Source organism: Cereibacter azotoformans (genome assembly GCF_021391315.1).
Lineage (GTDB): Bacteria > Pseudomonadota > Alphaproteobacteria > Rhodobacterales > Rhodobacteraceae > Cereibacter_A > Cereibacter_A azotoformans.
In genome coordinates this window covers 1-26,290 of the sequence record NZ_CP090024.1, presented here as the reverse complement: position 1 = coordinate 26,290, position 26,290 = coordinate 1, and the positions used below count along the sequence as shown (strand labels likewise).

General features: G+C 66.1%; 20 protein-coding genes and 5 pseudogenes. 15 read left to right on the top strand and 10 right to left on the bottom strand.

Annotated features, from left to right (window positions below; all coding sequences use genetic code 11):
• Positions 1 to 21: 21 nt before the first annotated feature.
• Positions 22 to 1,510: pseudogene (locus LV780_RS20965) on the bottom strand (IS3 family transposase); the annotation flags it as partial.
• Positions 1,511 to 1,945: 435 nt separating this feature from the next.
• Entirely contained in the window at positions 1,946 to 2,200 is a 255-nt protein-coding gene (locus LV780_RS20960; RefSeq protein WP_181969631.1) for a hypothetical protein, read from the bottom strand.
• A gap of 3 nt (positions 2,201 to 2,203) precedes the next feature.
• Here LV780_RS20960 and LV780_RS20955 point away from each other — a divergent pair, with 3 nt between their 5' ends.
• Positions 2,204 to 3,256 carry an IS110 family RNA-guided transposase gene (locus LV780_RS20955; protein ID WP_108222804.1) on the top strand — a complete coding sequence of 351 codons (1,053 nt, stop codon included), beginning with the start codon at positions 2,204 to 2,206 and terminating at the stop codon, positions 3,254 to 3,256.
• Positions 3,257 to 3,528: 272 nt separating this feature from the next.
• Here the strand turns inward: LV780_RS20955 and LV780_RS20950 are convergent.
• The 3 genes and pseudogenes from LV780_RS20950 to tnpA form a co-directional block, all read right to left on the bottom strand.
• Positions 3,529 to 4,221 (bottom strand): annotated as a pseudogene (locus LV780_RS20950) (IS66 family transposase); the annotation flags it as partial.
• A 64-nt stretch (positions 4,222 to 4,285) separates the two neighbouring features.
• Positions 4,286 to 4,639 carry an IS66 family insertion sequence element accessory protein TnpB gene (gene tnpB, locus LV780_RS20945; RefSeq protein ID WP_108221760.1) on the bottom strand — a complete coding sequence of 118 codons (354 nt, stop codon included), beginning with the start codon at positions 4,637 to 4,639 and terminating at the stop codon, positions 4,286 to 4,288.
• The gene (gene tnpA / locus LV780_RS20940; protein ID WP_044247894.1) at positions 4,636 to 5,040 is read right to left on the bottom strand and encodes an IS66-like element accessory protein TnpA; all 405 of its coding nucleotides are present in this window, start codon (positions 5,038 to 5,040) and stop codon (positions 4,636 to 4,638) included. Before tnpA ends, tnpB begins: the two co-directional genes overlap by 4 nt.
• Positions 5,041 to 5,151: 111 nt before the next feature.
• Between tnpA and LV780_RS20935 the strand changes: the two are divergent.
• The 10 genes and pseudogenes from LV780_RS20935 to LV780_RS20890 form a co-directional block, all read left to right on the top strand.
• Positions 5,152 to 5,332, top strand: a pseudogene (locus LV780_RS20935) (transposase); the annotation flags it as partial.
• A 70-nt stretch (positions 5,333 to 5,402) separates the two neighbouring features.
• Positions 5,403 to 6,490, top strand: a protein-coding gene (locus tag LV780_RS20930) for an IS3 family transposase (protein ID WP_117345046.1) whose coding sequence is annotated in 2 segments (ribosomal slippage) — positions 5,403 to 5,664 and positions 5,664 to 6,490 — 1,089 coding nt in all. Because the reading frame shifts where the segments join, the coding sequence is not laid out codon by codon here.
• A 75-nt stretch (positions 6,491 to 6,565) separates the two neighbouring features.
• Entirely contained in the window at positions 6,566 to 8,317 is a 1,752-nt protein-coding gene (locus tag LV780_RS20925; protein ID WP_233864336.1) for a sigma-54-dependent Fis family transcriptional regulator, read from the top strand.
• A gap of 124 nt (positions 8,318 to 8,441) precedes the next feature.
• Complete coding sequence (locus tag LV780_RS20920; protein ID WP_108222732.1) at positions 8,442 to 10,595, top strand: hydantoinase/oxoprolinase family protein; 2,154 nt, start codon at positions 8,442 to 8,444, stop codon at positions 10,593 to 10,595.
• Between the two features lie 14 nt (positions 10,596 to 10,609).
• Positions 10,610 to 12,919, top strand: a complete 2,310-nt coding sequence (locus LV780_RS20915) for a hydantoinase B/oxoprolinase family protein (RefSeq protein ID WP_108222733.1) — start codon at positions 10,610 to 10,612, stop codon at positions 12,917 to 12,919.
• A gap of 58 nt (positions 12,920 to 12,977) precedes the next feature.
• The gene (locus LV780_RS20910; protein ID WP_101341611.1) at positions 12,978 to 13,481 is read left to right on the top strand and encodes an acetone carboxylase subunit gamma; all 504 of its coding nucleotides are present in this window, start codon (positions 12,978 to 12,980) and stop codon (positions 13,479 to 13,481) included.
• A 720-nt stretch (positions 13,482 to 14,201) separates the two neighbouring features.
• Positions 14,202 to 14,408, top strand: coding sequence for a cold-shock protein (locus tag LV780_RS20905; protein ID WP_108222734.1), 207 nt, complete (start codon positions 14,202 to 14,204; stop codon positions 14,406 to 14,408).
• Between the two features lie 21 nt (positions 14,409 to 14,429).
• Complete coding sequence (locus LV780_RS20900) at positions 14,430 to 14,801, top strand: DUF982 domain-containing protein (protein WP_108222735.1); 372 nt, start codon at positions 14,430 to 14,432, stop codon at positions 14,799 to 14,801.
• Positions 14,802 to 14,964: 163 nt separating this feature from the next.
• On the top strand, positions 14,965 to 15,189 hold the full coding sequence (locus LV780_RS20895; protein WP_108222736.1) for a hypothetical protein: 225 nt from the start codon (positions 14,965 to 14,967) through the stop codon (positions 15,187 to 15,189).
• A 41-nt stretch (positions 15,190 to 15,230) separates the two neighbouring features.
• Positions 15,231 to 15,614 carry a DUF6481 family protein gene (locus LV780_RS20890; RefSeq protein WP_044249869.1) on the top strand — a complete coding sequence of 128 codons (384 nt, stop codon included), beginning with the start codon at positions 15,231 to 15,233 and terminating at the stop codon, positions 15,612 to 15,614.
• Between the two features lie 116 nt (positions 15,615 to 15,730).
• Here LV780_RS20890 and LV780_RS20885 read toward each other — a convergent pair.
• Positions 15,731 to 16,842, bottom strand: a pseudogene (locus LV780_RS20885) (ISL3 family transposase); the annotation flags it as partial.
• A 196-nt stretch (positions 16,843 to 17,038) separates the two neighbouring features.
• Here LV780_RS20885 and istA point away from each other — a divergent pair.
• Positions 17,039 to 18,572: pseudogene (gene istA, locus LV780_RS20880) on the top strand (IS21 family transposase).
• Positions 18,569 to 19,432 (top strand): IS21-like element helper ATPase IstB, encoded by an 864-nt coding sequence (gene istB, locus LV780_RS20875; RefSeq protein WP_101339570.1) that lies wholly within the window; start codon positions 18,569 to 18,571, stop codon positions 19,430 to 19,432. Before istA ends, istB begins: the two are co-directional and overlap by 4 nt.
• A 67-nt stretch (positions 19,433 to 19,499) precedes the next feature.
• Here the strand turns inward: istB and LV780_RS22155 are convergent, their stop codons facing one another.
• Both LV780_RS22155 and LV780_RS20865 read right to left on the bottom strand, forming a co-directional pair.
• Positions 19,500 to 19,949 (bottom strand): transposase family protein, encoded by a 450-nt coding sequence (locus LV780_RS22155; RefSeq protein WP_108222759.1) that lies wholly within the window; start codon positions 19,947 to 19,949, stop codon positions 19,500 to 19,502.
• A 437-nt stretch (positions 19,950 to 20,386) separates the two neighbouring features.
• Positions 20,387 to 21,859 (bottom strand): ATP-binding protein, encoded by a 1,473-nt coding sequence (locus tag LV780_RS20865; protein WP_101342006.1) that lies wholly within the window; start codon positions 21,857 to 21,859, stop codon positions 20,387 to 20,389.
• 475 nt (positions 21,860 to 22,334) lie between these two features.
• Here LV780_RS20865 and LV780_RS20860 point away from each other — a divergent pair, with 475 nt between their 5' ends.
• Entirely contained in the window at positions 22,335 to 22,511 is a 177-nt protein-coding gene (locus LV780_RS20860) for a hypothetical protein (protein ID WP_181318595.1), read from the top strand.
• 256 nt (positions 22,512 to 22,767) lie between these two features.
• Positions 22,768 to 23,649 (top strand): recombinase family protein, encoded by an 882-nt coding sequence (locus LV780_RS20855; RefSeq protein ID WP_101342009.1) that lies wholly within the window; start codon positions 22,768 to 22,770, stop codon positions 23,647 to 23,649.
• A 281-nt stretch (positions 23,650 to 23,930) separates the two neighbouring features.
• Here the strand turns inward: LV780_RS20855 and LV780_RS20850 are convergent, their stop codons facing one another.
• Positions 23,931 to 24,983 (bottom strand): ParB N-terminal domain-containing protein, encoded by a 1,053-nt coding sequence (locus LV780_RS20850; RefSeq protein ID WP_108222758.1) that lies wholly within the window; start codon positions 24,981 to 24,983, stop codon positions 23,931 to 23,933.
• A complete protein-coding gene (locus LV780_RS20845) occupies positions 24,983 to 26,290 on the bottom strand; it encodes an AAA family ATPase (protein WP_011911178.1) in 1,308 nt (435 codons plus the stop codon). The genes LV780_RS20850 and LV780_RS20845 overlap by 1 nt, the downstream gene beginning before the upstream one ends.

Genomic DNA, 26,290 nt, shown 5'->3' with positions numbered 1-26,290 from the left:
CCCATGGCCTCCGCGCCCGGCATCGGGCCGTTCCGGGTTCAGCCAGACCGAGCCGATGGGCTGCCAGTTGCGGGTCTGGCCTGACCAGCGTTCGGGGTGTGCGGCGCGGGCCAGCTGGTAGACGCGGCGGCGCTCGGCCAGCAGCGCCTTGTCCTCGCCGCGGTGGCGCTGGTCGGGGGTGACGAAGCGGATCGCGCTGTGACGGTGCTCGGTGTTGTACCAGCGGACGAAACTCTGGACCCAGGCCCGCGCCTCGTCGATCGTCGCGAAGCCCCGGGTCGGCCAGCGGGGTGTGTACTTGCAGGTCCGGAACAGCGCCTCGGAGAAGGGATTGTCGTTCGACACCCGCGGCCGGCTGAAGGACGCGATGACGCCCAGCCGCTCCATCGTCACCTTCATGGTCGCGCCCTTCATCGGGCTGCCATTATCCGCGTGGAGTACGAGCGGGCTGGTCAGGCACTTCTCGAACCAGACCGCACGTTTCAGGACCTGTGCGGCGAACTCCGAGGTCTCGCGGTCGTGGACCTCCCAGCCGACGATCTTGCGGCTGAAGATGTCGACGATGAGGTAGAGGTAGAAGAAGGTCCCCGCGATCGGCTCTGGAAGCCACGTTATATCCCAACTCCACACCTGGCACGGCCCCTTCGCCTCGAAGCTCGTCGGTGGTTTCCGGCGCGCAGCGGGGCGGGCGCGGCCACGGCGATGGTTCTGCCCGCGCTCGCGCAACACCCTGTAGAAGCTGGATTCCGAGGCGATCCAGATGTTTCGGTCGGCCAGCCGGGGCACGATCTGGCTCGGCGGAAGGCTCGCGAATTCCGGCGTGGCGCAGGTCGCCACGATCCGGTCGCCCTCCTCCTCGGTGAGCTTGTTGGCCGGCGCCGGGCGGTCGGCAGAGGGGCGGCGATCCTCGCGGATCCCGCCGTCGGGGCCCTGCCAGCGGCGCAGGGTGCGCGGGCTGAGGCCCGCTGCGGCGCAGGCGGCCGAGGGCCGGGCCCCGGCCTCCGTGGCGGCAGCGACGAGGGCGGCAATCTCCTGGCGATCCGGGGCTGAGGTCATTCGTCCTCGCCCTCCCTGCGGTCCCAGATCGCCTCGACCTTTTTTCGCAGGATCATCAGCGCGGCCGCCTCGGCCAGCGCCTTCTCCTTGCGCGCCAACTCACGCTCCAGCTGCTGGATCCGTTTCTTGTCGTCGCGCGTCTCGCGGGCGATCCGGCTCGCGGCTGCCCGCTCCCAGTCGTTGGCGCGCGCGCAGGCTTCGCGCCAGACAGCGAGTGCTCGGGGTAGATGCCACGGCGGCGGCAGTACTCAGCCAGCTCCGCCTCGTTCATCGAAGCGGTCTCGATCACCGCCGCCAGCTTGTCCTGGGAGGTCCAGCCCTCAGGCCCGGCGTTCGCATCCGGCAGGAGCTGGCCCTTCGCCCGAGCCTCCGCCCGCCACTTGGCGAGCGTCGCGACACTGATCCCGTCCTCCTTGGCCAACTGGCCCAGGGGCATGTTGTTCGGCGGCAGCATCTTCGTAAGAACCGCCGCCTTTCGTTCCCGTGAGTAAGCCAAACCCGTCGTCCTGTCCCGCCCGCCTCAGGATACACTTCCAGATCCAGAACCGGTGACAACTGCCCTGACGGGGCGGGCGGCAGAGACATTCGCCATACCGGCCGTTTTACGCCGATCCGGCCGGGTATCTTCGCTTCGCCTTGAGCCCCCGACATCCTTGCGACCGCGCGCCTCTTCGGAGGCACGCTGTCGCTGCTCGCCATCCGTCATGATGCGAACGTTCCCGCTCATGTCGGTGCCCCCGACCTGATCCGCCCGCGCCGTCACCACCGTCCCGTCGTGCGGATGAGCCGCCCGCGGCGCGGGCCGGTGGGGTGCGAGCAGGCCATGCGCCTTCATCAGCCGCCGCACCCGGCGCGCCACCGTCCGGAGGCCGCGGAAGCGCAGCCGCGCCTAGACCTTGCGATAGCCTTTCCCCGTGAAGGGCGAGACCTCGATCACCTCGCGGATCGCCGCCAGCAGGTCGGTGTCGCCGGCAGCACCCTGAGGGCCGCGGCGACGGGGTGTGCGCGGGTCGTTCGCTGCTTGCCGCATGCGCTGGCGATGAAGGGTCGCTCGCGACAGGCCCCAGAGATGCGCTGATCGGGCTTTGCGCCAAGCGTCGACGTTGAGACCCTGTCCTGCATCGCAACCGATCAAGGAGCTCATGCCATGGAGTTTTTCGTGGGTCTTGATGTGTCGCTCGACGAGACGCACATCTGCGTCGTCGACGAAGGCGGTCGCATCGTCAAGGAGACACGCGCTGCGAGCGAGCCGAAGGCGATTGCCAAGGCTATCCGGCACCAGGGCCGGCGCATCGAGCATGTCGGCCTCGAAGCCGGAAACCTTTCCCAGTGGCTCCACGAGGGGCTTGTCCGCGAGGGGTTCTCTGTCTCGGTGATGGAGGCGCGTCACGTCCGAGCGGCCTTCGCCGCGATGCGCGTCAAGACCGATCGCCATGACGCCCGCGGCATCGCCCAGCTCGTGCGCCTTGGCTGGTTCAAGCGCGTACACGTGAAGTCGCTGACCGCCCAGGAGACCCGCGTTCTGCTCACCGCGCGCACCTTCCTCATAGAAAAAGTGACGGCGACGGAGAACTCGCTCCGCGCCGCGCTGAGGACCTTCGGGCTGAAGATGGGATCTGTGACGCGGAAGACGTGGGAGGCCCGGGCGCGCGAACTTGCCGCCGGAAACCCGCTCCTCGAGGGCATCGTGGACGCCATGTTGCGGGTGCGAGCCCTGCTCCTTGACGAACTTGCCAGCCTCGACGGCCAGCTCATGGCACTCGCGAAGTCCGATCCCGTGACACGGCTGCTGATGACGACCCCGGGTGTGGGCGTGATCGTGGCGCTGACCTTCCGAAGTGCCGTCGATGACCCGGACCGCTTCCCACGCAGCAGGGATGTTGGCGCCTGGGCGGGACTGACCCCGCGAAGGTGGCAATCGGGCAAGACTGATATCGCCGGACGGATCACCAAGGCCGGTGATCCGCGGGTGCGCGTCATGCTCTTCGAGGCCGCGGCGAGCATTCTCGGGCGGGCGCGGGTCATGTCGCCCTTGAAGTCCTGGGGTTTGAGGATCGCGAAACGGACATCAATGAAGAAGGCGATCGTTGCCGTGAGCCGCAAGCTCGCAACGATCCTGCTGGCGATGTGGAAGTCCGGAACCGCATACTGGGCGGCGGGTCGGCCACCAGCCTCGGCCCAGGACCTCGCAGCAGCATGATGACGAAATTTATCAGGCCCCGCGAGCCACCAGGACCACGTGCTCGTCATCACTGAGATCCGGCGCCTTTGGGCGACGGTGTGAAGTCCCGAGTAGGGACGACGGACGGGATCAGCTCGGATTTGCCCATGGCTGAAGTGAAGCCGAGGTAGAGCTTAGGAGCATCCCGACCTCCACAGTCCGCATCTTGTGGCGGCGCGCCGACCACGGACAGAAGCATGGACCTGCTCGTTGGACCGTCATCGCCATTGACCGAACCCGCCCGATCACAGAAGCGGCATGTGTTCGGAATGCTTGGCCACGGCGACATGGGCAAGCAGCGCCTCGGTCGGCCAGCTGCCTTCCAGCAGATGCGCCGGAGCCTTGGCCTGGACGACGCCAATCCGCCCCTTCGGGCAGGCGTATTTCGGGCGGATCGTGACGATCACCTGGTACCGGGCCGGAATGATGTCGAGCCGCTCGGTTCGATCCTCGCCGATCCGGACCATGTCCCCGCAGCCGCAGGGGCAGACGATGTTGGCCGGCTCGATCACCCGTTCGACCCGCGGCAGGTGGTCCGGCAGGGCACGGGCCCTGCGGGGCGCGCGGGGCTTCTTCTCCGCATCGGGAGCGCTGGCTGCGATCCTCTCCTCGACCGCGGCGATGCGCGCCTCGGTCTCGGCGATGGCGGTCTCCAGATCCTCGAGGGCCAGTTCCAGCTGGGCCGGATCAAGCTTCTCGGACTTCGGCCCGAACTTCGCCTGCCGGTACTGCGCGACCTGGCCCTCCAGCGTCCCGATCAGTTCCTTGAGCTCGGCAATGAAGGCGTCCTTCTCGGCCACCACCGCCTGCTCGTGCAGGCGCGCGGCACGCTCGACGGAGGCCTCGAACCGGGCCGCTTCCAGAGCCGCATGCTGGGCCTGGAAGGCCGTCACCACCTCGGGCGGAAGATCGGGAAACCGGCTGAGATCGAGGGGCTGCGACATGCGCCCTTCGACCCGATCCGAGCCGCGGACCCCAGTAAAACAAGGTCGGAAACGACCGCCTGAGTCACCCCGCCGCAGCCGGAGGCGCCACCCGTTGTGCCACCACCCGACGCCACTCCAGCCCTTCGAACAGAGCCTCGTACTGCGCCCGGGACAGCCGCATGACCCCGTCCTGGATCCTCGGCCAGGCGAAGTTTCCCTGCTCGAGCCGCTTGTAGATCAGCACCAGGCCGCTGCCGTCCCAGACCAAAATCTTCAGCCGATCGCCCCGCTTCGAGCGGAAGATCACCGTCACGCCCGAATGCGGATCGAGCTTCAGCTCGTTCTGCACGATCAGCGCCAGCGCCGGATGGCCGCAGCGGAAGTCGACGGGCCGGGTCGCCACCACGATCGGCAGCCGCTGGCCGGCGACGATCATGGTGCCTCCTGCAGCGCCCGCACCAGCGCCGCCGCCCGTTCGGCCGGAACGTTACCCGGAACCCGCAGGATGACGGCGCCGATCTCGATGGTGACCACGCCTGACAGGCCATCCAGTCCGGCGCCACACTCCGGCTCCACCGTCAGGGGCACGAAGGCAGCCTCCAGGCCCTCCACCGCGTCCTCGGGCAGAGCGAGCAGCCCCTTACGGGCTTGCCGCCGCCAAGCCGAAAGCTGGTGCGCAAGCACCCCGTGCCGCCGCGCCACTTCTGCCACACGGACGCCCGGGCGAAAGCTCTCTGCCACGATCCGGGCCTTCACCTCGTCCGGCCAACGCCGATAGCCACGAGTGCGCCGGATCACCTCGATCCGGCCGTCGAACCCTTCACCGCCATCCGGCATGGTCGCCTCCTTCTGAACCCTCAGAACGAGACTCGCCCCTCCCATCCCGATCCGGAACCCGGGAACTCAATGGGCCATAGGCGGCGCATACGAAGCAACCTCCAGTGGCTGGTCAATGAAGATGGCACACGCGAGGCTCTTGGCGCTGCCACCGGGCCTTCCGACGCGGAGACGTTCTGGACAGACTTCCTCAGGTCCTCTCGCCGAGCGGGGCCTGCGCGGCGCGAAGTTGGTTGTCGCTGACGATCACAAGGGCTTGCGGGCCGCTGCGCAGCGTGTGTTCAACGCCACGGGTAATCCTCCCCAAGGTTAGAGGGATGCGGAAGTAGAATTTTCTCGGCAGGATGGACGAGGAGATTCCGATGAAGAAGAGCCGTTTCACCGAAGCCCAGATCATGGGCGTGCTGCGTCAGGCGGAGGGCGGTTTGGCCGTGGCCGAACTGTGCCGCGAGCATGGGATCAGCACTGCGACGTTCTACAAGTGGCGGGCGAAGTATGGCGGCATGGACGCGTCCATGATGAGCCAGATGAAGGCCCTCGAGGACGAGAACCGGCGGCTGAAGCGCATGTTCGCCGACCTGAGTATGCAGGCCGACCTGCTTCGCGAGGCCCTTGGAAAAAAGTGACGCGGCCAGCTCAGCGCCGCGAGCTGGCCGAGAAGGCGGTGGCGACGAAGGGTGTGAGCATCGCGCTGGCCTGCCGGGCGTTTGGCGTCAGCGAGACCTGTTTCCGCTACAGCCCGAAGCGCGACGAAGAGAACGAGATGATCGCAGACCTGCTGGTCGGGCTGACCAATGTCCACAAGACCTGGGGGTTCGGGCTGTGTTTCCTGCACCTGCGGAACGTCAAAGGGCACGTCTGGAACCACAAGCGGGTCCATCGGATCTACTGCGAACTGGAACTGAACCTGCGCATCAAGCCGCGGCGACGGCTGAAGCGGGAGAAGCCCGAGGAACTGGCCGTGCCCGAGGCGCCGAACCTGGTCTGGTCGATGGATTTCATGGCCGATCGGCTGGCGGATGGGCGGCAGTTCCGGCTGTTGAACGTGCTGGACGACTTCAACCGCGAAGGTCTGGGTATCGAGGTCGACTTCTCGCTGCCCGCCGAGCGGGTCGTCCGGTCGCTGAACCAGATCATCGAGTGGCGCGGCAAGCCCTTGGCGATCAGGGTGGACAACGGCCCGGAATACGTCAGTTCCACGCTGATGACCTGGGCTTCGAAGCAGGGCATCGCCCTGACCTACATCCAGCCCGGCAAGCCGCAGCAGAACGCTTACGTCGAGCGCTACAACCGGACGGTCCGGCATGAATGGCTGGACCTCTACATCTTTGAAACCATCGAGGAAGTGCAGCAGATCGCCACCGAATGGCTCTGGAACTACAACAACGAACGCCCCAACATGGGCATCGGCGGGGTCACACCTGCCATGAAGCTGAAGATGGCCGCGTGAATTCTACGGCCGGATCCCGCTAAACCGGGAGGATTACCGGCGCCAAGCGTTGGCAAGGGCGACTGGGAGGAGTTCGTGGCCGTCGGCCGCGTCCCCCCCAACATCCGCCAGGAGGTGCTGCAGAGTTGGAATCGATCCGCGAAGTATCGGATCGAGAACAGCAAACATGCGCCTTTAGTGGGTGAGGAAGGGCTGCTTACACGTCGGGCCCTGTCTCGACGGCTGCGCCGCGGAGCGCGGACGGCGCTCGCACAGGCGGGAACCCTTTTGCGGGGAACCGACACAATCCTTCTGCTGTGCGACCAGGCAGGGGTGGTTCTGGATGCCGTGGGCGACGAGGTGACACTGGCGCGTGGCCGCGAGAACCATCTTCACCTCGGCGGCCATTGGACAGAGGATGTCATCGGCACCAATGCCATCGGCACTGCGCTGGCGGCGGGCCGCCCGATAGCCGTACGGGGCCCCGAGCATTTCTGCGAAGCGATTCAGCGCTGGAGCTGCGCAGCGACGCCGATCAGCGATGCCGGGTCTCGCAGCCTCCTCGGGCTCGTTGACATCTCCTGGCCGAGCCATGTTCCACAAAACAATGCCGTTGCCCTTTCGGCTGCACTGGCGGCGCAGGTGGAATCCGAACTGACACATATGCTCGCCCGCGAGCGCGAGCGTCTGATGGAGCAGCTGCACCTGCGGCGTCTCCGCCGCGGCAATGAACCCATGCTGATCGTGGACCGCAGCGGGGCGGACGTCTTTGCCACAGACGATTTCGCGCGCTTCTGTGACGACGACCAGACGCTGACGGCGCTGAGGGCCCGAGTTCCGGACCTGATCGACCAGACGCCGCATACGATCACCGAAGCGTTGTCGAAATGCCTGCCTGGCACGGATCTCGAGGTTATAGCGACCGGCGAAGATGCCATTGGTGTGCTGATTTCGCTGCGGCGCAGCCGGGCCCATGCCGCGGATGCCAACGCCGACCTCGTCAAGATCGGAGCGGCGGGAGCGGCGAGCACCGTCCTGTGCACGCAGGCCCAGAGGCTTGCGCAGACCAACATCGCGCTGCTCATCGAGGGCGAGACCGGGGTCGGCAAGACCTTCCTCGCGCAGGCGATCCACCGCGCCAGTCCGCAGGCGGATGGTCCGTTCGAGCTGATCGACTGCTCGCGGCTGATCGCGGGCCGGCTCTGCGACGACCTCGCCCATGGCCGGATCGGCGCATCGCACGGCGTGCTCTGCCTCAACGGTCCCGGCGAGGCCCCGCCCGAGATCCAGAAGCTGCTTCTGAACCTGGTGGAGGATGTCTCGCACGCCGGGATGCGGGTCGTCGCCCTCTCGGCCCGGCCGCTGCTGAAGGAGGTGCAGCGGGGCGCGTTCCGCAGCGATCTCTATTACCGGATCGCGGGCGCGCGGCTCGAGATCCAGCCGCTGCGCGAGCGTCCCGACGAGATCCGGCCGCTCCTGCAGCAACTGGTGCTGAGCCACGCCATCGAGAACAACCGGCGCGAGCTGCGCTTCACCTCGCGGGCCACGACGGCGCTGGCGGCGCATCCGTGGCCCGGAAACCTGCTGGAGATGAAGAACCTGATCGGCGCCCTCGATGCCCTGTCGCCCACCGGGCTGATCGACGAGCGCACCCTGCCGCCGGAGTTCCGCCACGCGCCGAGACCTGCGGGCGAGACCCTGCGCGACAAGGAGCGCATTGAGATCCTCGAGGCGATCGAAGCCGAGGGGGGCAACCTCTCGCGCGCGGCGCAGCGGCTCGGCATCGCACGCTCGACGCTTTATCTCAAGCTCGACAGCCACGGCATTCCGCGCATGCGGCAGGGCTGACTTGGCGTCCGCGGCATGTCCGTCGGGCCGGACGATTATCGGACAACCGGGGGCCGCTTGGTCCGCCTAGCCTTTCTCCAGCCGCCCCGCTCCGGGGGCGGCGTCAGGGAGGAAGGAGCTGTTCATGCCACTGGACAAGCAGAACGCCCGGTCCGTGCAGGTGCTTGGCATCGACGCGGGCGGGACCATGACCGACACGTTCTTCGTCGACGCGGAAGGGGAGTTCGTCGTCGGCAAGGCGCAATCGACACCCGAGAACGAGGCGCTCGGCCTGATCGAGTCGAGCCGCGAGGGGCTGGCGCACTGGGGGCTGAGCCTCGAGGACGCGCTGTCCTCGATCCAGACCGGGGTCTATTCGGGCACCGCGATGCTCAATCGCGTGGTCCAGCGCAAGGGCCTGAAATGCGGGCTGATCGTCAATGCGGGTATGGAGGATTTCCACCGCATGGGACGTGCAATCCAGGCTTATCTGGGCTTCGCCTATGAAGACCGCATCCATCTGAACACCCACTATTACGACCCGCCGCTGGTGCCGCGCCACCTGACGCGCGGCGTGATGGAGCGGGTGGACATGTCGGGCGACGTGGTGATCCCGCTGCGCGAGGACACCGCCCGTCAGGCCGCGCGCGACCTGATCGCGCAAGGGGTCGAGGGCATCGTGATCTCGCTGCTGCACAGCTACAAGAACCCCGGTCACGAACGCCGCGTGCGCGACATCGTGCGCGAGGAGGTCGAGACGGCGGGCGCGCAGATCCCGGTCTTTGCCTCGGTCGACTACTACCCGGTGCGCAAGGAGACCCACCGCACCAACACCACGATCCTCGAGGCCTATGCGGCGGAGCCCTCGCGCCAGACGCTGAAGAAGATCACCGGCGCCTTCAAGGAGAACGGCTCGAAGTTCGACTTCCGCGTGATGGCGACGCATGGCGGCACGATCAGCTGGAAGGCCAAGGAGCTGGCGCGCACCATCGTCTCGGGGCCGATCGGCGGCGTGATCGGGGCGAAGTACCTGGGCGAGGTGCTGGGCTACCGCAACATCGCCTGCTCGGACATCGGCGGGACGTCCTTCGACGTGGCGCTGATCACCCAGAACGAGCTGACGATCAGGAACGACCCCGACATGGCGCGGCTGGTTCTGTCCCTGCCGCTCGTCGCCATGGACTCGGTCGGCGCGGGCGCGGGGTCCTTCATCCGACTCGATCCCTATACCAAGGCGATCAAGCTGGGGCCCGACTCGGCGGGCTACCGCGTCGGCGTCTGCTGGGAGGCATCGGGCATCGAGACGGTGACGATCTCGGACTGCCACGTCATCCTCGGCTACCTCAACCCCGACAACTTCCTCGGCGGGCAGGTGAAGCTCGATCGCCAACGGGCGTGGGACGCGATGAAGGTGCAGGTGGCCGATCCGCTGGGCCTCTCTGTCGAGGACGCGGCGGCGGGGGTGATCGAGCTTCTCGACAGCGACCTGCGCGACTACCTCCGCTCGATGATCTCGGGCAAGGGCTACAGCCCGGCTTCCTTCACCTGCTTCAGCTACGGCGGGGCGGGGCCGGTCCACACCTACGGCTATACCGAGGGGCTGGGCTTCGAGGACGTCATCGTTCCCGCCTGGGCCGCGGGCTTCTCGGCCTTCGGCTGCGCGGCGGCGGATTTCGAGTATCGCTATGACAAGTCGCTCGATCTCAACATCGCCGAGACTGCCTCGGACGACCTGAAGATCGCCGAGGCGCAGACGCTGAACGCGGCCTGGCACGAGCTGACCGAGCGCGTGCTGGAAGAGTTCGAGCTGAACGGCTACAGCCGCGAGCAGGTCAGGCTGCAACCCGGCTTCCGGATGCAGTACCGCGGGCAGCTGAACGACCTCGAGATCGAAAGCCCGATCCATACCGCGAAGACCGCGGCCGACTGGGACAAGCTGGTCGCGGCCTTCAACGACACCTACGGCCGAGTCTACGCGGCCTCGGCGCGCTCGCCCGAGTTGGGCTATTCCGTCACCGGCGCGATCATGCGCGGCACGGTGCCGATCCCCAAGCCGAAGATCCCGAAGGAACCCGAGGTCGGACCGACCCCGCCGGAGGAGGCGAAGCTCGGCACCCGCAAGTTCTACCGCAAGAAGAAGTGGGTCGATGCGCAGCTTTACCGGATGGAGATGCTCCAGCCCGGCAACCGCATCACCGGCCCCGCGATCATCGAATCCGACGCCACGACCTTCGTCGTGCCAGGCGGCTTCGAGACCTGGCTCGACGGGCATCGCCTGTTCCACCTGAAGGAAGTGTAAGGGAGGGCACGACCATGAACGCACCAATGAAGCTGAAGGGCATCGTCCGCGGCGGCCAGACGCTGAAGCAGCACCGCGACGAGATCATGTCCGAGACGAAGCGCACCGGCCACTACGCCGGGCTGAAGAAGATGGAACTGCGCGACCAGGACCCGATCCTCTACAACAAGCTGTTCTCGCGGCTGCGGGCCGGGGTGGTGGATGCGCGCGAGACGGCGAAGAAGATCGCGGCCTCGCCCATTGTCGAGCAGGAGGGGGAACTGTGCTTCACCCTCTACAATGCGGCCGGCGATTCCATCCTGACCTCGACCGGGATCATCATTCACGTCGGCACCATGGGCGCCGCGATCAAGTACATGATCGAGAACGACTGGGAGAGTAACCCCGGCGTCAAGGACAAGGACATCTTCTGCAACAACGACAGCCTGATCGGCAACGTCCACCCCTGCGACATCCACACGATCGTGCCGATCTTCCACAAGGGCGAGCTGATCGGATGGGTTGGTGGCGTGACCCATGTGATCGACACCGGCGCCGTCGGGCCCGGCTCGATGACCACGGGGCAGGTGCAGCGCTTCGGTGACGGCTACTCGATCACCTGCCGCAAGGTCGGCGAGAACGACACGCTGTTCCGCGACTGGCTGCACGAAAGCCAGCGCGCCGTGCGCACCACCCGCTACTGGATGCTGGACGAGCGCACCCGAATCGCCGGCTGCCACATGATCCGCCGAATGGTCGAGGAGGTGATCGCCGAGGAAGGCATCGAGGCCTACTGGCAGTTCGCCTACGAGGCGGTGGAGCACGGCCGGCTTGGCCTGCAGAACCGCATCAAGGCCATGACCATCCCCGGCAAGTACCGGCAGGTGGGCTTCGTCGACGTGCCCTATGCGCACGATGACGTGCGCGTACCGTCCGACTTCGCCAAGGTCGACACGATCATGCACACGCCGTCCGAGATGACGATCCGGCCGGACGGAACGTGGCGGCTGGACTTCGAAGGCTCGAGCCGCTGGGGCTGGCACACCTACAACGCCCACTCGGTCAGCTTCACCTCTGGTATCTGGGTGATGATGACCCAGACGCTGATCCCGACCGAGATGATCAATGACGGCGCGGCCTACGGCACCGAATTCCGCCTGCCCAAGGGCACCTGGATGAACCCCGACGACCGGCGCGTGGCCTTCGCCTACAGCTGGCACTTCCTCGTCAGTTCGTGGACGGCGCTGTGGCGGGGGCTTTCGCGCAGCTACTTCGGCCGCGGCTACCTGGAAGAGGTGAACGCCGGCAACGCCAACACGTCGAACTGGCTGCAAGGCGGGGGCTTCAACCAGTACGACGAGATCCATGCCGTGAACTCGTTCGAATGCGCGGCGAACGGGGTCGGAGCCTCGGCCATCGCCGATGGCATCAGCCACGCCGCGGCGATCTGGAACCCCGAGGGCGACATGGGCGACATGGAGATCTGGGAGCTGGCGGAACCCCTGATCTACCTCGGCCGCCAGATCAAGGCCTCCTCGGGCGGGGCGGGCAAGTACCGCGGCGGCTGCGGCTTCGAGAGCCTGCGCATGGTCTGGAATGCCAAGGACTGGACCATGTTCTTCATGGGCAATGGTCACATCAGTTCTGACTGGGGGCTGATGGGCGGCTATCCGGCGGCCTCGGGCTACCGCTTCGAGGCGCATGACACCGGCCTGCGCGAGACCATCGCCAAGGGCGGCGACATCCCCCACGGTGGCGACACCGACCCCCAGAACCCGGTCTGGGACGGGATGCTGAAGGACGCGCGGATCAAGCGCGACAAGCAGGCCATCACCACCGAGGCGATGTTCAAGGACTACGACCTCTACCTCAACTACATGCGTGGCGGCCCGGGCTTCGGCGATCCGCTCGACCGTGATCCGCAGGCGGTTGCCGACGACGTGAACGGCGGCTACCTGATCGAACGCTTCGCTGACAGCGTCTATGGCGTGGCGCTGGTGCGGCAGGCCGACGGGCTCTTCGGGGTGGACGAGGCCGCCACCGAAGCCCGCCGCGCCGCCATCCGCCGCGAGCGTCTGGCCAAGGCGGTGCCCACCCGCGACTGGATGGCCCGCGAACGCGAGCGGATCCTGCGCAAGGAGGCGGGCGTGCATGTGCAGCAGATGTACGCGGCGTCGTTCAAGCTCGGTCCGCGCTGGGAGGAAGGGTTCCGCAAGTTCTGGGACCTGCCGGTGGACTGGCGGCTGATGGAGGCGGACCTGCCGATCCCGTCCTATGGCCGGGAGTATTCGATGGATCTCTCCGAACTGCCCGACGTGAAGACCGTCCAGTTCGTCGAGGAATGACGCAGCGCCGCCACGCCACCCGCGTGGCGCATCATCCCGAAAGCAGAGGATCTGCCAAATGGCTTACACCAAGACCAAGATCAAGGACCTCGTCGACGGCAAGATCGACCGCGACACGCTCCACACCATGCTCGCTACGCCCAAGGACAAGGAGCGTTTCGAGATGTATCTCGAGATCCTGCAGGAGCAGGTGCCGTGGGACGACCGGATCATCCTGCCGGTCGGGCCGAAGCTCTACATCGTCCAGCGCAAGACGGACCACAGGTGGGTGGTGAAGTCCCACGCCGGACACGAGTTCTGCGACTGGCGCGAGAACTGGAAGCTTCACGCCGTGATGCGCGTGCGCGAGACGCCCTCCGAGATGGAGGAGATCTATCCCCGCCTGATGGCACCCTCGACATCGTGGCAGGTGATCCGCGAATACTACTGCCCCCTGTCGGGCGACTTGCTCGACGTCGAGGCGCCCACGCCGTGGTATCCGGTGATCCACGACTTCGAGCCCGACATCGACGCCTTCTACAACGAGTGGCTGGGCATGGACCTGCCCGAACGGGCGGCCTGATCCTCAGGCACCGCACCACGGCAATATGCGTGGGCTATGACACAGGTGTCTGATCAAATGGAATGCCGGCCGTCACCTCCTGGCAAGCGGCCGGCTGATCGGGCGACGGCGCGGCCAGATCATCATCGGCGGCGAGGCTGAGACTTCATGTCGAGCTTCCCGCTTTATGTGATCGCCAACTACGGTCTAGGGTCTTGCCTGCTCTATCGCGTCGTGCGCAAGCTCTCCACACACGACTGAAGTGGATCGACCTCTTCAGACGCTCAGGTTGACGACGGATTGCCCACAGCAGCACAGTCGCTGCACTGCAGAGAGCGGGGACAGCCCACTATGGATCCGGACCCCGCTGCTGTAGCAATGTGACCCCGACGCGGAGGGCGGAAAGCGGTCTTTCAGTACTTCGCGCCTCGCTCGCGCCCAGCGTCGCGAGGCGCTCCCTTGGACGAAGTATGGCAATACATCGCCTCAAACGGGCGGCAGGTCCGCCGACACGGGCGAGGGTCATGCTGAGCCGCAGAAGGATAGTTTTCTGCGATAACAGCAGGTAACACCGCAGACGGCCACCTTCAGGAATCCTCAGCTAGTAATCTTGCCTCTCTTGCACTATGTGTACTGAGCATCTTCTGTTTTTCGGACCTGTCCCTTTCGGCTCAGCTTTGGATCTTCAGCTTTGCCGGGCCGTCGCATTTCGCGGGCGGCACTTATGTAAGGAATATCACGATGGCCAATGGCACCGTGAAATGGTTCAACGCCACCAAAGGTTTCGGTTTCATCGCCCCGGCGCACGGATCCAAGGACGTGTTTGTCCATGTGACTGCGCTGGAACGCGCCGGGATCCATCAGCCGAATGACGGTCAGGCCGTGACGTACGACATGGAAACCGACCGCAACGGTCGTGAGTCCGCGACGAACCTCGTCCTTGCCTGAATTTCAGGCTGAAAAAAGCGAATGCTGGATCGGTTCGAAGCCGGACCCGCGATCCCTGGAACGGTGAAGATACGATCTCGCGTATGCCGTTCGTCTTTCATGAAAGATATCTGGTTGATTGAAATTAACTGGGGGCCACCCCTTTCCCTTGTCATATCTCCTGATGGGGATGTGCAAAAATTCAGCACGATCGAACAAGTAAAATACTGGTTGCTGAAGAGATGGCCGATTGCCGACGATGCCCGTTCGACCGCTCTGAAACAGGTTGATGCCGCCATGAACTGTATTGTGCCTGTCGGCGTGGCGCGACGCGCCTTTGCCGCTGCGGCCAGATCGGCCGGCTACATTCCGGAAGATCTTGTAGGCTACGCGACCCGGCGCGCGGCCGGATGATCCGGCCCGTAGGCGTGCGCGTTGAGTGGTCCTACCCACAAGTTCATGGCCCCGGAAGGCAGAGCGGCACAGCCTCGCCTGCCGCGCTCACAAAACAAAGTGGCGGAGTGGGAGATCTCTCCTCCGGTACGAGTTGGAAACGTTCTCGAAATCGGAGTTCATCATGTCTGGTACAATGAGCAGAGCACGGCAGATTGCGGAAACGGCTTTCAGTAAAACGCAATCGCATTTTCTGGATCGCACGCGCGCTTTGCGGGAACAGGATGCGGAGCTCTCCGAGCGTGCGAATATAACCCGCCGACTGAGAATAGCGCGCCTTGAAAGAGAGCAGGCAGGAAAGGCAATTTCTTCTCTGCCATCAAAGAAACAGCGCGCCAATCCAGCTTGACAGATCCTTTTCGGATTCACGCCATCAGCAGAGAAAATGGAATGACAAAATTCAAGGAATATTCGGATCGCAGAAGCGATGCGAGCAATGCCAAGGCGGCGCTTCTGGAAAAGTTCAAGAGCGCGACTGCCGCGCCTGATCTGGCCGTAAAGCTGGCTGCACGTGCCGAGGTGGCGCGGGCACGCGACGCAAGGCGCGCAGCGCGCGAAGCGGAGAAGCTGGAGCAGCTGCAGATCGCGGCCGCCGAGGCTGCCGCAGTTGTTGAGGAAGATGTGCGCCGACAGGCCGCAGAAGCTGCAGCGATTGAAGCGAGCCAGTCGGCTCAGGCCCGACGAATTGCTCTTGTCCTTTCCGATGAAGCCGCCCGCAAAACGGCTCGTGACCTTCGTTATGCGAAGCGCAAGGCGGCACAACTGGTCGCCTGATCCCGACCACTGGTGAGGCGCGCCGTCAGATCACGTCCGAACGGCACGGTGCCAGTGATCAGTGTGATCCGGCGTGCAAGTTTGGGTCTGATTCAATTTCGGTGCAGCTTCGGCGGTCATGAGGCCGTTCCGATCAGGCGGGCCTTGAGAAGCACAAGGCCGGCACGGCCGAACATCTGGCGTTTGAGCATCTTCAAGCGGTTGATCTGGCCTTCCGTCTGCCCGTTGGACCACGGCTCCCGCAAAGCGGCCAAGACGGCGGCCTGATCTGCCATCAGGCCTCTGGCGAAGGATGCGAGCGGGCTGGTGGCGGCAGCATCCAGCCACTCGGCCAGATGGTCGGCGCTTCGCTTTCGGACCATGCGCTGGAACCGGTCGAGCAGCGCCGCGGCCGTGGCGAGCTCCGGCACCTTCGCCTCGATCGCCGCGACCATGAGGGCTTCGTCCCGAGCGAGGTCGTGGCGTCGCAACGTCATCGCCCTGGCGATGGTGCGGGCTGCCGGGCAGCGGGCCGGAAGTTCGGCGCGCGACGCCTCCGCCCGGCGACGGCGGGTTGCCCATTCAGTGACGACGCGCAGGCTGCCGCGGAATCCGGCCGCCTGCATCCGACGCCAGAGCTCGGCACCGTTCCGGCACCCGGCCGTCCACTCGGCATCCAGCCAAGGCAGCCATGGCTCGAGCGAGTGCTGCCGGACGCGGAAGACGTCCTCGCGCTGCCCCCTCAGGATCCGGCGCACCAGTTGTCGGCTGCAGCCCGTTCGCCGGACGATCTGCTTGATGGGCATTCCCTCATCGGCCAGCGCGCGCACCGCCGCGTTCGCCTCTTGCCGACGGAGAAATCCAACGTATTGAATGCGTTCCGCCGAGGTCAGCAAGGTGGGATCCACCTTGCCCGCCCCAGCGCCCGACGGATCTCCGGCATGGAACTGCGGACCGCATCAAGGAACGCGCGGCTCGCATTCTCGAGCAGGTGCCAGCGATCGGCCACCTGGACGGCCTCAGGTCGTCCGTTCGCCACGGCCAGTCCATACCCGCCGCCGCGGTCGCGGGAGACGATCTCCACGCTGGGGTGCTCGGCTAGCCAAGCCTCGACGGTCGCCGGCTCCCGGTCCGGCAAAAGGTCGATCACCTTGCGCCGCTCGAGGTCGCAGAGGATCGAGCCGTAGCGGTGCCCCTTCCTCCAGGCCCAGTCGTCGATGCCGATGACGCGGGGCGGTGGCGCTTCCGAAGCCAGGCTGATGAGCGACAACCAAGTTGGCCGAAACCGTCAGGCAAGTTGGCCGCTGGGTTCAGCCGGAGGACGGGCGTAGCCCGTCCCGGAGGCTGAACCCAGCGGCTGGCCCTCGTTTCGGGGGAGAAGGGTAGGTGCTGGCCGCTGCGGGCCGGTAGGGTCGAGGTCTCTGCTACCAAACGGAGATCCGACCGTGCCGGGCAAACCCGTCACCGACCAGCAAGTGAGAGTCTACATGACCGACCGTCTCCAGCACAGCCAGCGTGTCGCCGCCGCCCGCGCCGGCTTCAGCGAACGCACCGCCCGCCGCATCGATGCCGATCCGCGCCTTCCATCGCAACGTCCGGCCCCCCGGGGCCGCACCGTGCCCGACCCGCTCGAGGCGGTGTGGGAACCGGTGCTGCTGCCGATCCTCGCGCGTGATCCAGCCGTTCAGGCCGTCACCCTGTTGCGGCACCTTCAGACGAGCGATCCGGAGGCCTTCCCCGACGACCGCGTGCGCCGGACGCTCGAGCGGCGCGTCCGCGACTGGCGTGCCCTGAACGGACCCGAGCGCGACGTGATCTTCCGCCAGACGCCGGAACCCGGCCGGATGGCGCTGTCGGACTTCACCGATGCGAACGAACTCTGCGTGACGATCGCGGGGCAGCCGCTTGAGCAGCGCCTCTACCACTTCGTCCTGGCCTACAGCGGCTGGGAACATGCCGCCGTGGTGCTGGGCGGCGAGAGCTTCCCGGCGCTGGCCGAGAACCTCCAGAACGCGCTCTGGACCCTTGGCGGAGTGCCTGGCGAGCATCGCACCGACAGCCTGTCCGCAGCTTATCGGAACCTCGATGCCGAGGCCGCGGCGGACGTCACCAAGCGCTATGACGCCTTCTGCGCCCACTACGGCATGCTCGCCAGCCGCAACAATCCGGGCGAGGCGCACGAGAATGGATCTGTCGAGGCCCACAACAACCACCTGAAGGTCGCCCTTGATCAGGCCCTGATCCTGCGCGGCTCCCGCGACTTCGCCGATCTCGCCAGCTGGCGCCGCTTCGTCGATGAACTGGTTGCTCGACGCAACCGCCGGCGCGAGTCCGCGGTGCGCATTGAGATGGCGGCGCTCAGGCCGCTGCCGGCCCGGCGCACCACCGACTTCACCGAGGTGGTCGCGCGGGTCACGAAGACCGGGGGCTTCCTGGTCCACCAGGTCTTCTACTCGGCGCCCTCCCAACTGATCGGCAAGCGGTCGAACCGGAGGTTCGCCTCCGGCGAAACGGGTCCATGTCTACGACGACCGGATCGAGGCCTTTCTCGGAGCGACCCCTGTCGTCACGCACCCCCGCCGTCGCGGCCGCGATGACGGCACCCGCGTCCACTGCGTCAACTATCGCCATGTCATCCACGCCCTGCGCCGCAAGCCGCAGGCGCTGGCCGGTTCCGTTTACCGCGACGGCCTGTTCCCGCGATCGGAATACGCCGAGGCCTGGGTCGCGTTGTCCGCCGCCTTGCCGCGTCGCGACGCCTGCCGTCGCATGGTCGATCTGCTGTGGCTCGCCCATGAGGAGGGCTGTGAGGCTGAACTGGCCGCGCTGATTGCCCAGACCCTCGGTCATGGCGAATTGCCCGAAGCCCATGCGCTAAGGAGTAAGCTGGAGCCGCGCCGGCGCGAGCTGCCCGACGACACGCCCGTCAACCTCACCGATCTCGCCCGCTTCGACGAACTGCTGGAGGCGCGCGCATGACCGCCGCTGCCCCGCGCCCCGTCGATGTGCATGCGTTGCCCGCCATGCTCACGGCTCTCCGCCTGCCCAGCATCCAGCGCCACTGGACGATGCTCGCAGACCGCGCCGACGCCGAGGGCTGGCCCGCGTCGCGCTTCCTCGCAGCTTTGGCCGAGGTCGAGCTCGCCGATCGCGATGCCCGCCGCATCCAGCGCCATCTGCAGCAGTCCGAACTCCCCGGCGGCAAGACGCTGGCAACGCTCGACTTCAAGGCACTGCCCGGCGTGACCCGGGCCCGCATCGAGGCGCTGGCCGCCGGGGATTGGGTTGAGACCGGCGCCAATCTCATCGCCATCGGCAACTCGGGCGCCGGCAAGAGCCACGTTCTCTGTGCCATCGGCCATGCTCTCGTCGAGGCCGGCAAGCGCGTCCTCTACACCCCCACCACCGACATCGTGCAGAGGCTGCAGGCCGCCCGCCGCGATCTGGTCCTCGAGGCCGCACTCGCGAAGCTCGACAAGTTCGACCTGATCATTCTCGACGACATCACCTACGCCCAGAAGGACCAGGCCGAGAGCTCGGTGCTCTTCGAGCTCATCGCCCGGCGCTACGAGACGCGAAGCCTCGCCATCGCCGCCAACCAGCCGTTCAGCGCCTGGAACCGCGTCTTCCCCGATCAGGCCATGACCGTCGCCGCCATCGACCGGCTGGTTCACCACGCCACCATCCTCGAGATGAACGGCGAGAGCTTCCGCCGCCGCGCCGCCGCACGACGCCGATCCTCCGAGCCTGTCGCTGCGCCGACAGCCTCCAGCGACAACATCGGCGTCGAAGCCACCGACAACATCAACGACAAGCTTAGGGAGATCAGCGCCGAGTAACACCAACGACCGCAGCGGTCAAAACCGGCCATCCTGGTTGTCGGTCACGGCCAAGAAGGTTGACGCTCTACACCAGGCCATTCTTCACGGCGCGAAGCAAGGTGTCCTTGCTCACGCGCAGCAGCAGTCGATGGGCCAGCGCCTGCCCGGGCCGGCCGCCCAAGGCCAGTCCAAGACAGTGGACGAGCCCTTGCAGCCGCGCGGTTCGGCGACCATGGCGCTGGCCGATCCCTTCGTCGAGACGCTCGCCGAAGATCCGGGTTCGGCACGTCCGGCTCGGGCACCGAAAGCGCCGCACGGTCAGCACGATCCGGACGCGACGCCCGTGAGCGGGAAGATCCGACAGACGGCGCGCGTATCGGCTGTGGAGCCGGGTTGAAACCGTGCCGCACGACGGACAACGGGCCCTATCGTTTGCGACACGCGCGCGGATCAGCACCTCGTCCCCCTCCAGCCTCACGTCGTGAAGTCGAAGACCCGGCGGCAGTACCCCGCCATAGCTCGCAATCCCGCCCATCGCCAAATCCTCCAGCTACATCATGTGCCAGAGCTAGGGCGTCACACCAAACTTGCACAGAGATTGCGTCAGAGCCAGTTTTGGAAGCCGATTGACAGCGATCGCCCAGCAGCGTGTCTTACGGCAGGATCTCGGAGCGATCGGGCACCCCGGAATCCACGACCGGATCAAATCGGAATGGCTGACCGGATGTTATCGGAATCCGTGACCCGATGACCCCGGTGTGCGCACCACTATGGCGCCTTCGCGCGGAGAACCGACTGTGGCCCCAGGCTCCAGAACAGGCGGCGGCCTGCGAGGGAGCAGGCCCGGATCAAAACCCGATCAAGTCCAGATGGAGCGGGTGCGGTGCGTAACTATCTGACATTACATAGCTTCGTGCAGATCCGTCGCTGGGGCACAACTCCTGGATCAAAACCCGATCAAAACATGTCGGCTCAAGCCCAGAAGGGGACATAACCTGCGCGAGGATGCTCCGGATCTGCTGGCCGGATGAGATCGGATCCCACCGCAAGCCGGATGATGACAGAGGCCTGCGAGGCGTTGCGAGGATCTATCCCCAAACGGTCCCTCAAGGTTGCGTTGGTCATCCGCTGGCCACTCTCGTATTTCAGGGCGGCGTGCTGGTAGCATGCGCGAACGCGCTCCTCGGGCGTCATGTCGGCGAAGCGGCGGGGCGCGAAGAACACTACCCTGACCGCCTCTCCCTCCGTGCGGAAATCGGGCGGCGGAAGCTGATGGAGTTCGACCGCGGTCAGAACCTTGTCGATGCCGGTGCCTTGTTCCTCACAGAGACGCATCCGCCGCATCAGCGATGCCAACGCCTCGTTGCGGGACCGCGGCGGTGCGTCAAGGAACCGGTCGGGGCTGACTAGCGGCGCACCGGGGTTCGTGATCTCCATGCGGTCGCTGAAAAGCTCGATCAGGGGCCCGGCACCCGTGATCGTCATGTCCTGATGGATCAGCGCATTCGCAACCAGCTCTCGAATGGCAATGGCAGGATAGAGTGGACGTTCTTCCCGGAAGGCCGAGCCGATGTGCTCGTTGCGCGGAAGCAGTCCGTCGATGAAATCGATAAGTCCCTGAAATCCGGCGGCATATCCACGCTGTCCATCCTGGCGGTGCGTTACGGCGTAGGCGCGGCCGGGACCACCATAGGCGACGAACCTGACGCCTTTTCGTTCGAGCGAGGGGCCGAAGTCTGCGAGGCGCTTGGCAAAGAGGATCGCGCCAAGGTTGGTGATGTTCCAGTGCCCTCCAACGTCCTGCTGAATCAGCCGATCCGCTTGAAGCCTGTCAAAGATGCCGTGCCGATTGTCCGGCAATCGCTGACCAGTCAGGTCGAAATAGTTCGCATAGTCGAGCCGCGCGAGGACGTCGTCGCCGGTCACGAACTGCGCAGTGAGTCCGGCTTCCCACGCGTAGGGTTGAAGCCTGGCCCAGAGCGCACGAAGCCGCTCCGGATGATCTGAGAGCCTCGGTGTGGCGCTGCCGATCCGCACGTAGCTGATACGGTCAAACTCGATCGGTGCCGTGCCCGCGGCCGGTATCGTCAGCAGGACGAGCCGTACGCCCCGATAGTCGACCTCCTCGAACCGGAAATCGAGGCCGGGCTGAAGTCGGTTGGCCAGCCAGAGCTCGAATGGCTGGCCTTGTTCGCGCTTCGTTGCGAAGTCGAAGCTGGTGCCGACAGCCTCGTGGTTGCCATCGCGGACACCCCATACAAGATACCCAAAATGCTGGTCAGCCAGACGGGCAGCATTCGACAGCGCGGAGACCAGCTTGCCAATCAGCGAGGCATCTGCGTTGTTCTCCTTGAACTCCAGCCAAGGCGTCTCTGCTGGTCGGGCACGCAGATCGTCTATCAGTCTTCGGTTTCGCTCGAGTGTCTGGTTAGGGGAAAGGGTCATTCGCGGCCTGGTGGCTCGTTGCTCATCTTCGTTCGGGCGCAGCCCTGCGCGTAGGACGCATGCGGTCGATGCGGAAGGCGGGCGCACAGTCGGTCTATTGGCGCGCGAGATCAAGAGGCGGGTGCTCCGGTTCCTCCCGCGGCCGTCCCCCTTCCGGCGGCGCGTAAGGCTGGCCGCGCCAGCGCCCGGCGCGTTGGGCCGGCCGGGGCACGGTTTCTTGAGACATCGCCGAGCGCTACTTTCCCAGGGAACGGGGATAGACAACGAGCAGAAACCTGGCGCAGCGGAGGCCTCGGCCCCGGCGACGCGCGCCCCACACGCTGGCGGAGCCGGGGCCGAGGCTGGCCCGGGCACGCGCTTCTCGGCGAAGAGGAAGCTGGACGTGGTGCAGCGGCTGATGCGGGGCGAGAGCCTGGAGGCCCTGTCGCGCGAACTGAACGTGCCGGCGCATCGGCTGTCGGAGTGATGTGACCGGGTGCTGCTGGCGGCCGAGAGTGCGCTGAAGGAGAGCGAGCGGGACGTGCGCGACGATGAGATCGCTTGGGCGATGGCATTTGCGGCGGAAATCCGCAGGCGGATCGCGCGGAAGCGGACGCACCGCCAGGGCGGCTCCGGGACCACCATCTGCAGCACGGCAAGTACCTTTTTGTGACAAATGGTTGGAGGATTTAGCGCGCAGACTGCTGCCATTATGCGCGCTACTGAGGGACCTTTTCGGATGGTACTCCGGCTGACGCATCGCACCGTTCAGGGCATGGGTGACGGGCGCACGCCCTTACGGTTCCAGCGGCACATTCACCTGAAAACCAAGCGGTTTCTGACCGTCGGGAACAGGGTGCCTGCCCCTTGCTTGCGTTTACAAACGGTCGTTTATTTGCAGCAGATGAAACTGCAAACGGCCCGTCTCGATGCCCTTGATCGGCTATGCCCGCGTCTCGACCGAGGATCAGACCCCCCTGCCCCAAGCGCAGGCCCTGAGATCGGCAGGATGCGCCGAGATCCACGAGGAGCAGGCATCGGGCGGCAATCGAGCCCGACCCGTGCTGACGCGCCTCCTCGAGCGCATCGGCAAGGGCGACACGCTGGTGGTCGTCCGCATTGATCGCCTCGCGCGCTCGCTCTCGCATCTTCTCGAGGTGATCGAGCGCCTCGAAGCCAAGGGCGCCTTCTTCCGGTCACTGCAGGATCCGATCGACACCGCCTCACCGCAGGGCAAGTTCACGCTTCAGGTTCTTGGCGCCGCGGCCGAGTTCGAGCGCGCCCTCATCCGCGAGCGGACCAAGGCAGGGCTCGCCCACGCACGGACCGAAGGCCGCGTGGGCGGCAATCCGGGCCTGCGGGCCCGCGATCCGGCGGCGCTGCGCAAGGTTCGGCTGGCACGGGCCGACGGCTACATGGAACGCCTGGGCGAGACCGCGCAGGACTGGGTGCCCCACGTCCGCCGACTGCGGCCCGACATGGCCTGGGAGGACTTGCTGCGCATCGTGAACGCTCCCCTGCCCTACGATCGCCACTGGACGCAGGCCCGCCTGCTGCGCGCCGTGAACGCCTATGTTCGCGACGGCTTCCTCCCCGAGACCGTGCTGGGACGCGCCGGACGGCGGCGCGGCGACGACCGCCTGTCCGTCATCGTCGCCGCCATTAAGGGCGCAGACCCCGACATCACCCTTCAGGCGATCTGCGACCGGCTGGAGGCCATGCGTGAACGCACCCCACGAGGTCGAACCAGGTGGAACCCCTCTTCGGTGAAAATGCTGCTCAACAGGGCAGAAAAAGCCGGGTTACTGTGATCGACGGAGCCGCGCGACGGCCAGAGGTTCCTCTGGGCCTATGACCTGACACCGCGGAGGTCAGGCCGTTGAAGCGCGGCGCGCTCGCCGGAAGTCCTCGGCGTTCCGGTCGCTGACCATGCACCGGGCGATACAAGCAACAAGGTCGCCGCACGTCAGCTGTCCCATCGGCCGCCCCGGATGGCACGGCGCACATCGGAGTTTCGCCGGCCCGGACCCCCGCCCTGACAGCATGAAACCGTTACCGGCCGGTAACCAGCCCGACCGGTAACTGCGGCGTCTCACTCCTTGCGGGACAGCGCATCCTGGAAAGCACGGACCGCCCTCTCGAGCACCCTGCGCTCGATGCCGGAATAGTCGCAGGCGGCGCGGATTCGGAACTCACCATTGCGGGCGGTCACCTTCGTGTCGCCCACCCGGAACTCGTACTTCTGGCGCGCCGTCGGCGCAGCCGCAGCCCCGACATCCGCCGGGCGTGCGGCCCCCTGGACGAGCCCCCGCAGCAGATCGTTCTGCTCCTCCGCGGAGGCACAGGCCGCGAGACGGCCCCGCGGAATCTCCAGCCCGTCGCCGAGCTTCCGCGCGACCTCCACCCCGAGGTCCCGCGGAACGGCCCGGGGAAACGGGAGATCCTCGCCCACGGCCGCCATCAAGGCCACGAAGGACCGGATGTAGGAGCGCTTCACCTTGTGGAGCGAGCGGTAGAGCCTCGCAACGGCGGCATCGGCATCGCCCACCCCCGCCTGCGGATCGGCCGCCAGCGCCAGGGCGATCTGCGCCATCTCGGCGAAGCTCAGGTCCTGGCGGATGACGTTCTCTTCCACCATATCGACGTAGAGATCGGCGCGGTCGGCATCCGGCGTCGTGACGCGCGCAATGGCGCAGGCGAACCGCTCCTCCTGACTTTCCGCATGAAGCTGGCGCAGCGCGGTGAGACGACGCCATCCTTTCTTGAGCTGATAGCGCCCCGAGCTCGAGAGGTAGACCTCGATGGGTTCGCGCTGTCCGCGCTCGCGGATCGAGGCCTTCAGTTCCTCCATCTCGTCGCTTTCGGCAATGCCCTCGAGGTCGAGCCGATCGCGAGGAAGCTGGTCCACCTCGATCTCGCCCACCGGCAGCCGGACGAGCACCCTGCCCTCGTCGCGCGCCGCGCGGAACTCCCGCGCATCGGCGGCATTCTGCCTCCGCTGCTCGACCAGCGCATCGCTCGCCTCCTGCGCACTCGCGGCGCTCTCTCGCACCGCCACGCCCATCGGACCCGGATCGCGGCTGCGCCGGGTCCCGGTCGTCGGCGCCTCGACAGGACCGATCCCGAACCTGTTGCCCTTGACCATCACGCCACCTCCCGCATCTCGTTGCGTTCTTTCCATGCCTTCAGGATCGTCTCCTTGAACTCGGCATAGGCGTTGTCGAAAGACTGCCGCGCCCGTTTCCAGGTCTCGCGCGTCATCTCGCGGTAGTCCTGCTCATAGACCGACATCTGGAACCGGCCGGACTGCTCCACGGCGCGGGTCATCTCGATCGGGTGCTGGCAGACGTCGGCCCCGAACACATTTCGAAACGCCTGGAGCATCGCCACATGCAGCGGGTTTGCAGCCTCGAACCGGGTCATCAGCACACGGATATCGACGAACCGCTTGGGGAGCTGGATCCCGGCATCCGCCGCGATCCGTTCGAAGCCGACCGAGATCTCCTGCAGCGCGTCGCCAAGCTGCCCGAGGAACGAGGTCGTCGAGTCATACTCCCAGTAGCCGGGCCCGGAGGGGATGTAGAGCACGTCCGCCGCAAAGGCTGCGTTCAGCGACTGATAGCCGATGGCCGGCGGGCAATCGAAGATCACGAGGTCGTACTGGTCCTCGGGCAGCTCGTCGAGATAACGCGCGACGCAGCCGAAGAAGGACCAGGCCTTGTGCAGCGAGCGGTATTGCGCGGAGGCGAACTCGACGAAGGCCGCGTTGGCGCAGGACGGAATGATGTCGATCGTCGACCAGGCCGTGCGCTGGATGAAGTCCTGCACGCGCATCGTGCCGATTTCCTGGACATCCTTGGGCAGTTCGTCGGCGGCCGGGTAGGGGCAGTCTGCCGGGTCGTCATAGGCCTCCATGATCCGGTCGGCCTCCTTGCAGAGATCGCGGCACATGATGCCCCAGACCGTGTCCCACTCCTTGACCTCGACCAGCCCCATCGAGTGCGTCAGCGTCGCCTGCGGGTCGAAATCGACCACCAGCACGCGGTAGCCGTCGAGCGCGGCCGCGTTGGCAAGATGCTGCGCCACCACCGTCTTGCCCACGCCGCCCTTGAAGTTGGAGACGGCCACGCGCAGCGCGCGCCCCTTCGGACGCTCCGGCAACAGCTTCTTCCCGCGAAACCGGACCCGTCGGCGAAGCTCGTTGATCTCGGCCAGAGTGAACCATCTCTGGCGGCCTTCCTCCTCAACCACGCCCTGCGGCAACGAAGGATCCTCCGCCAGCTTCTTGCGCAGCGTGTCTGCGGGCACGTCGAACATGAAGCTCGAGATTTCCCAGATGGAGAAGGGTCGCAGCTGCTTGGTCTCGGACGGCGAGAAGGTCGCCTTGCGCACAGCGGCCTGCTGCGCCAGGCTCCGCTCGTTCATGTCCTGAAGGTAGCTGAAGTCACGCAT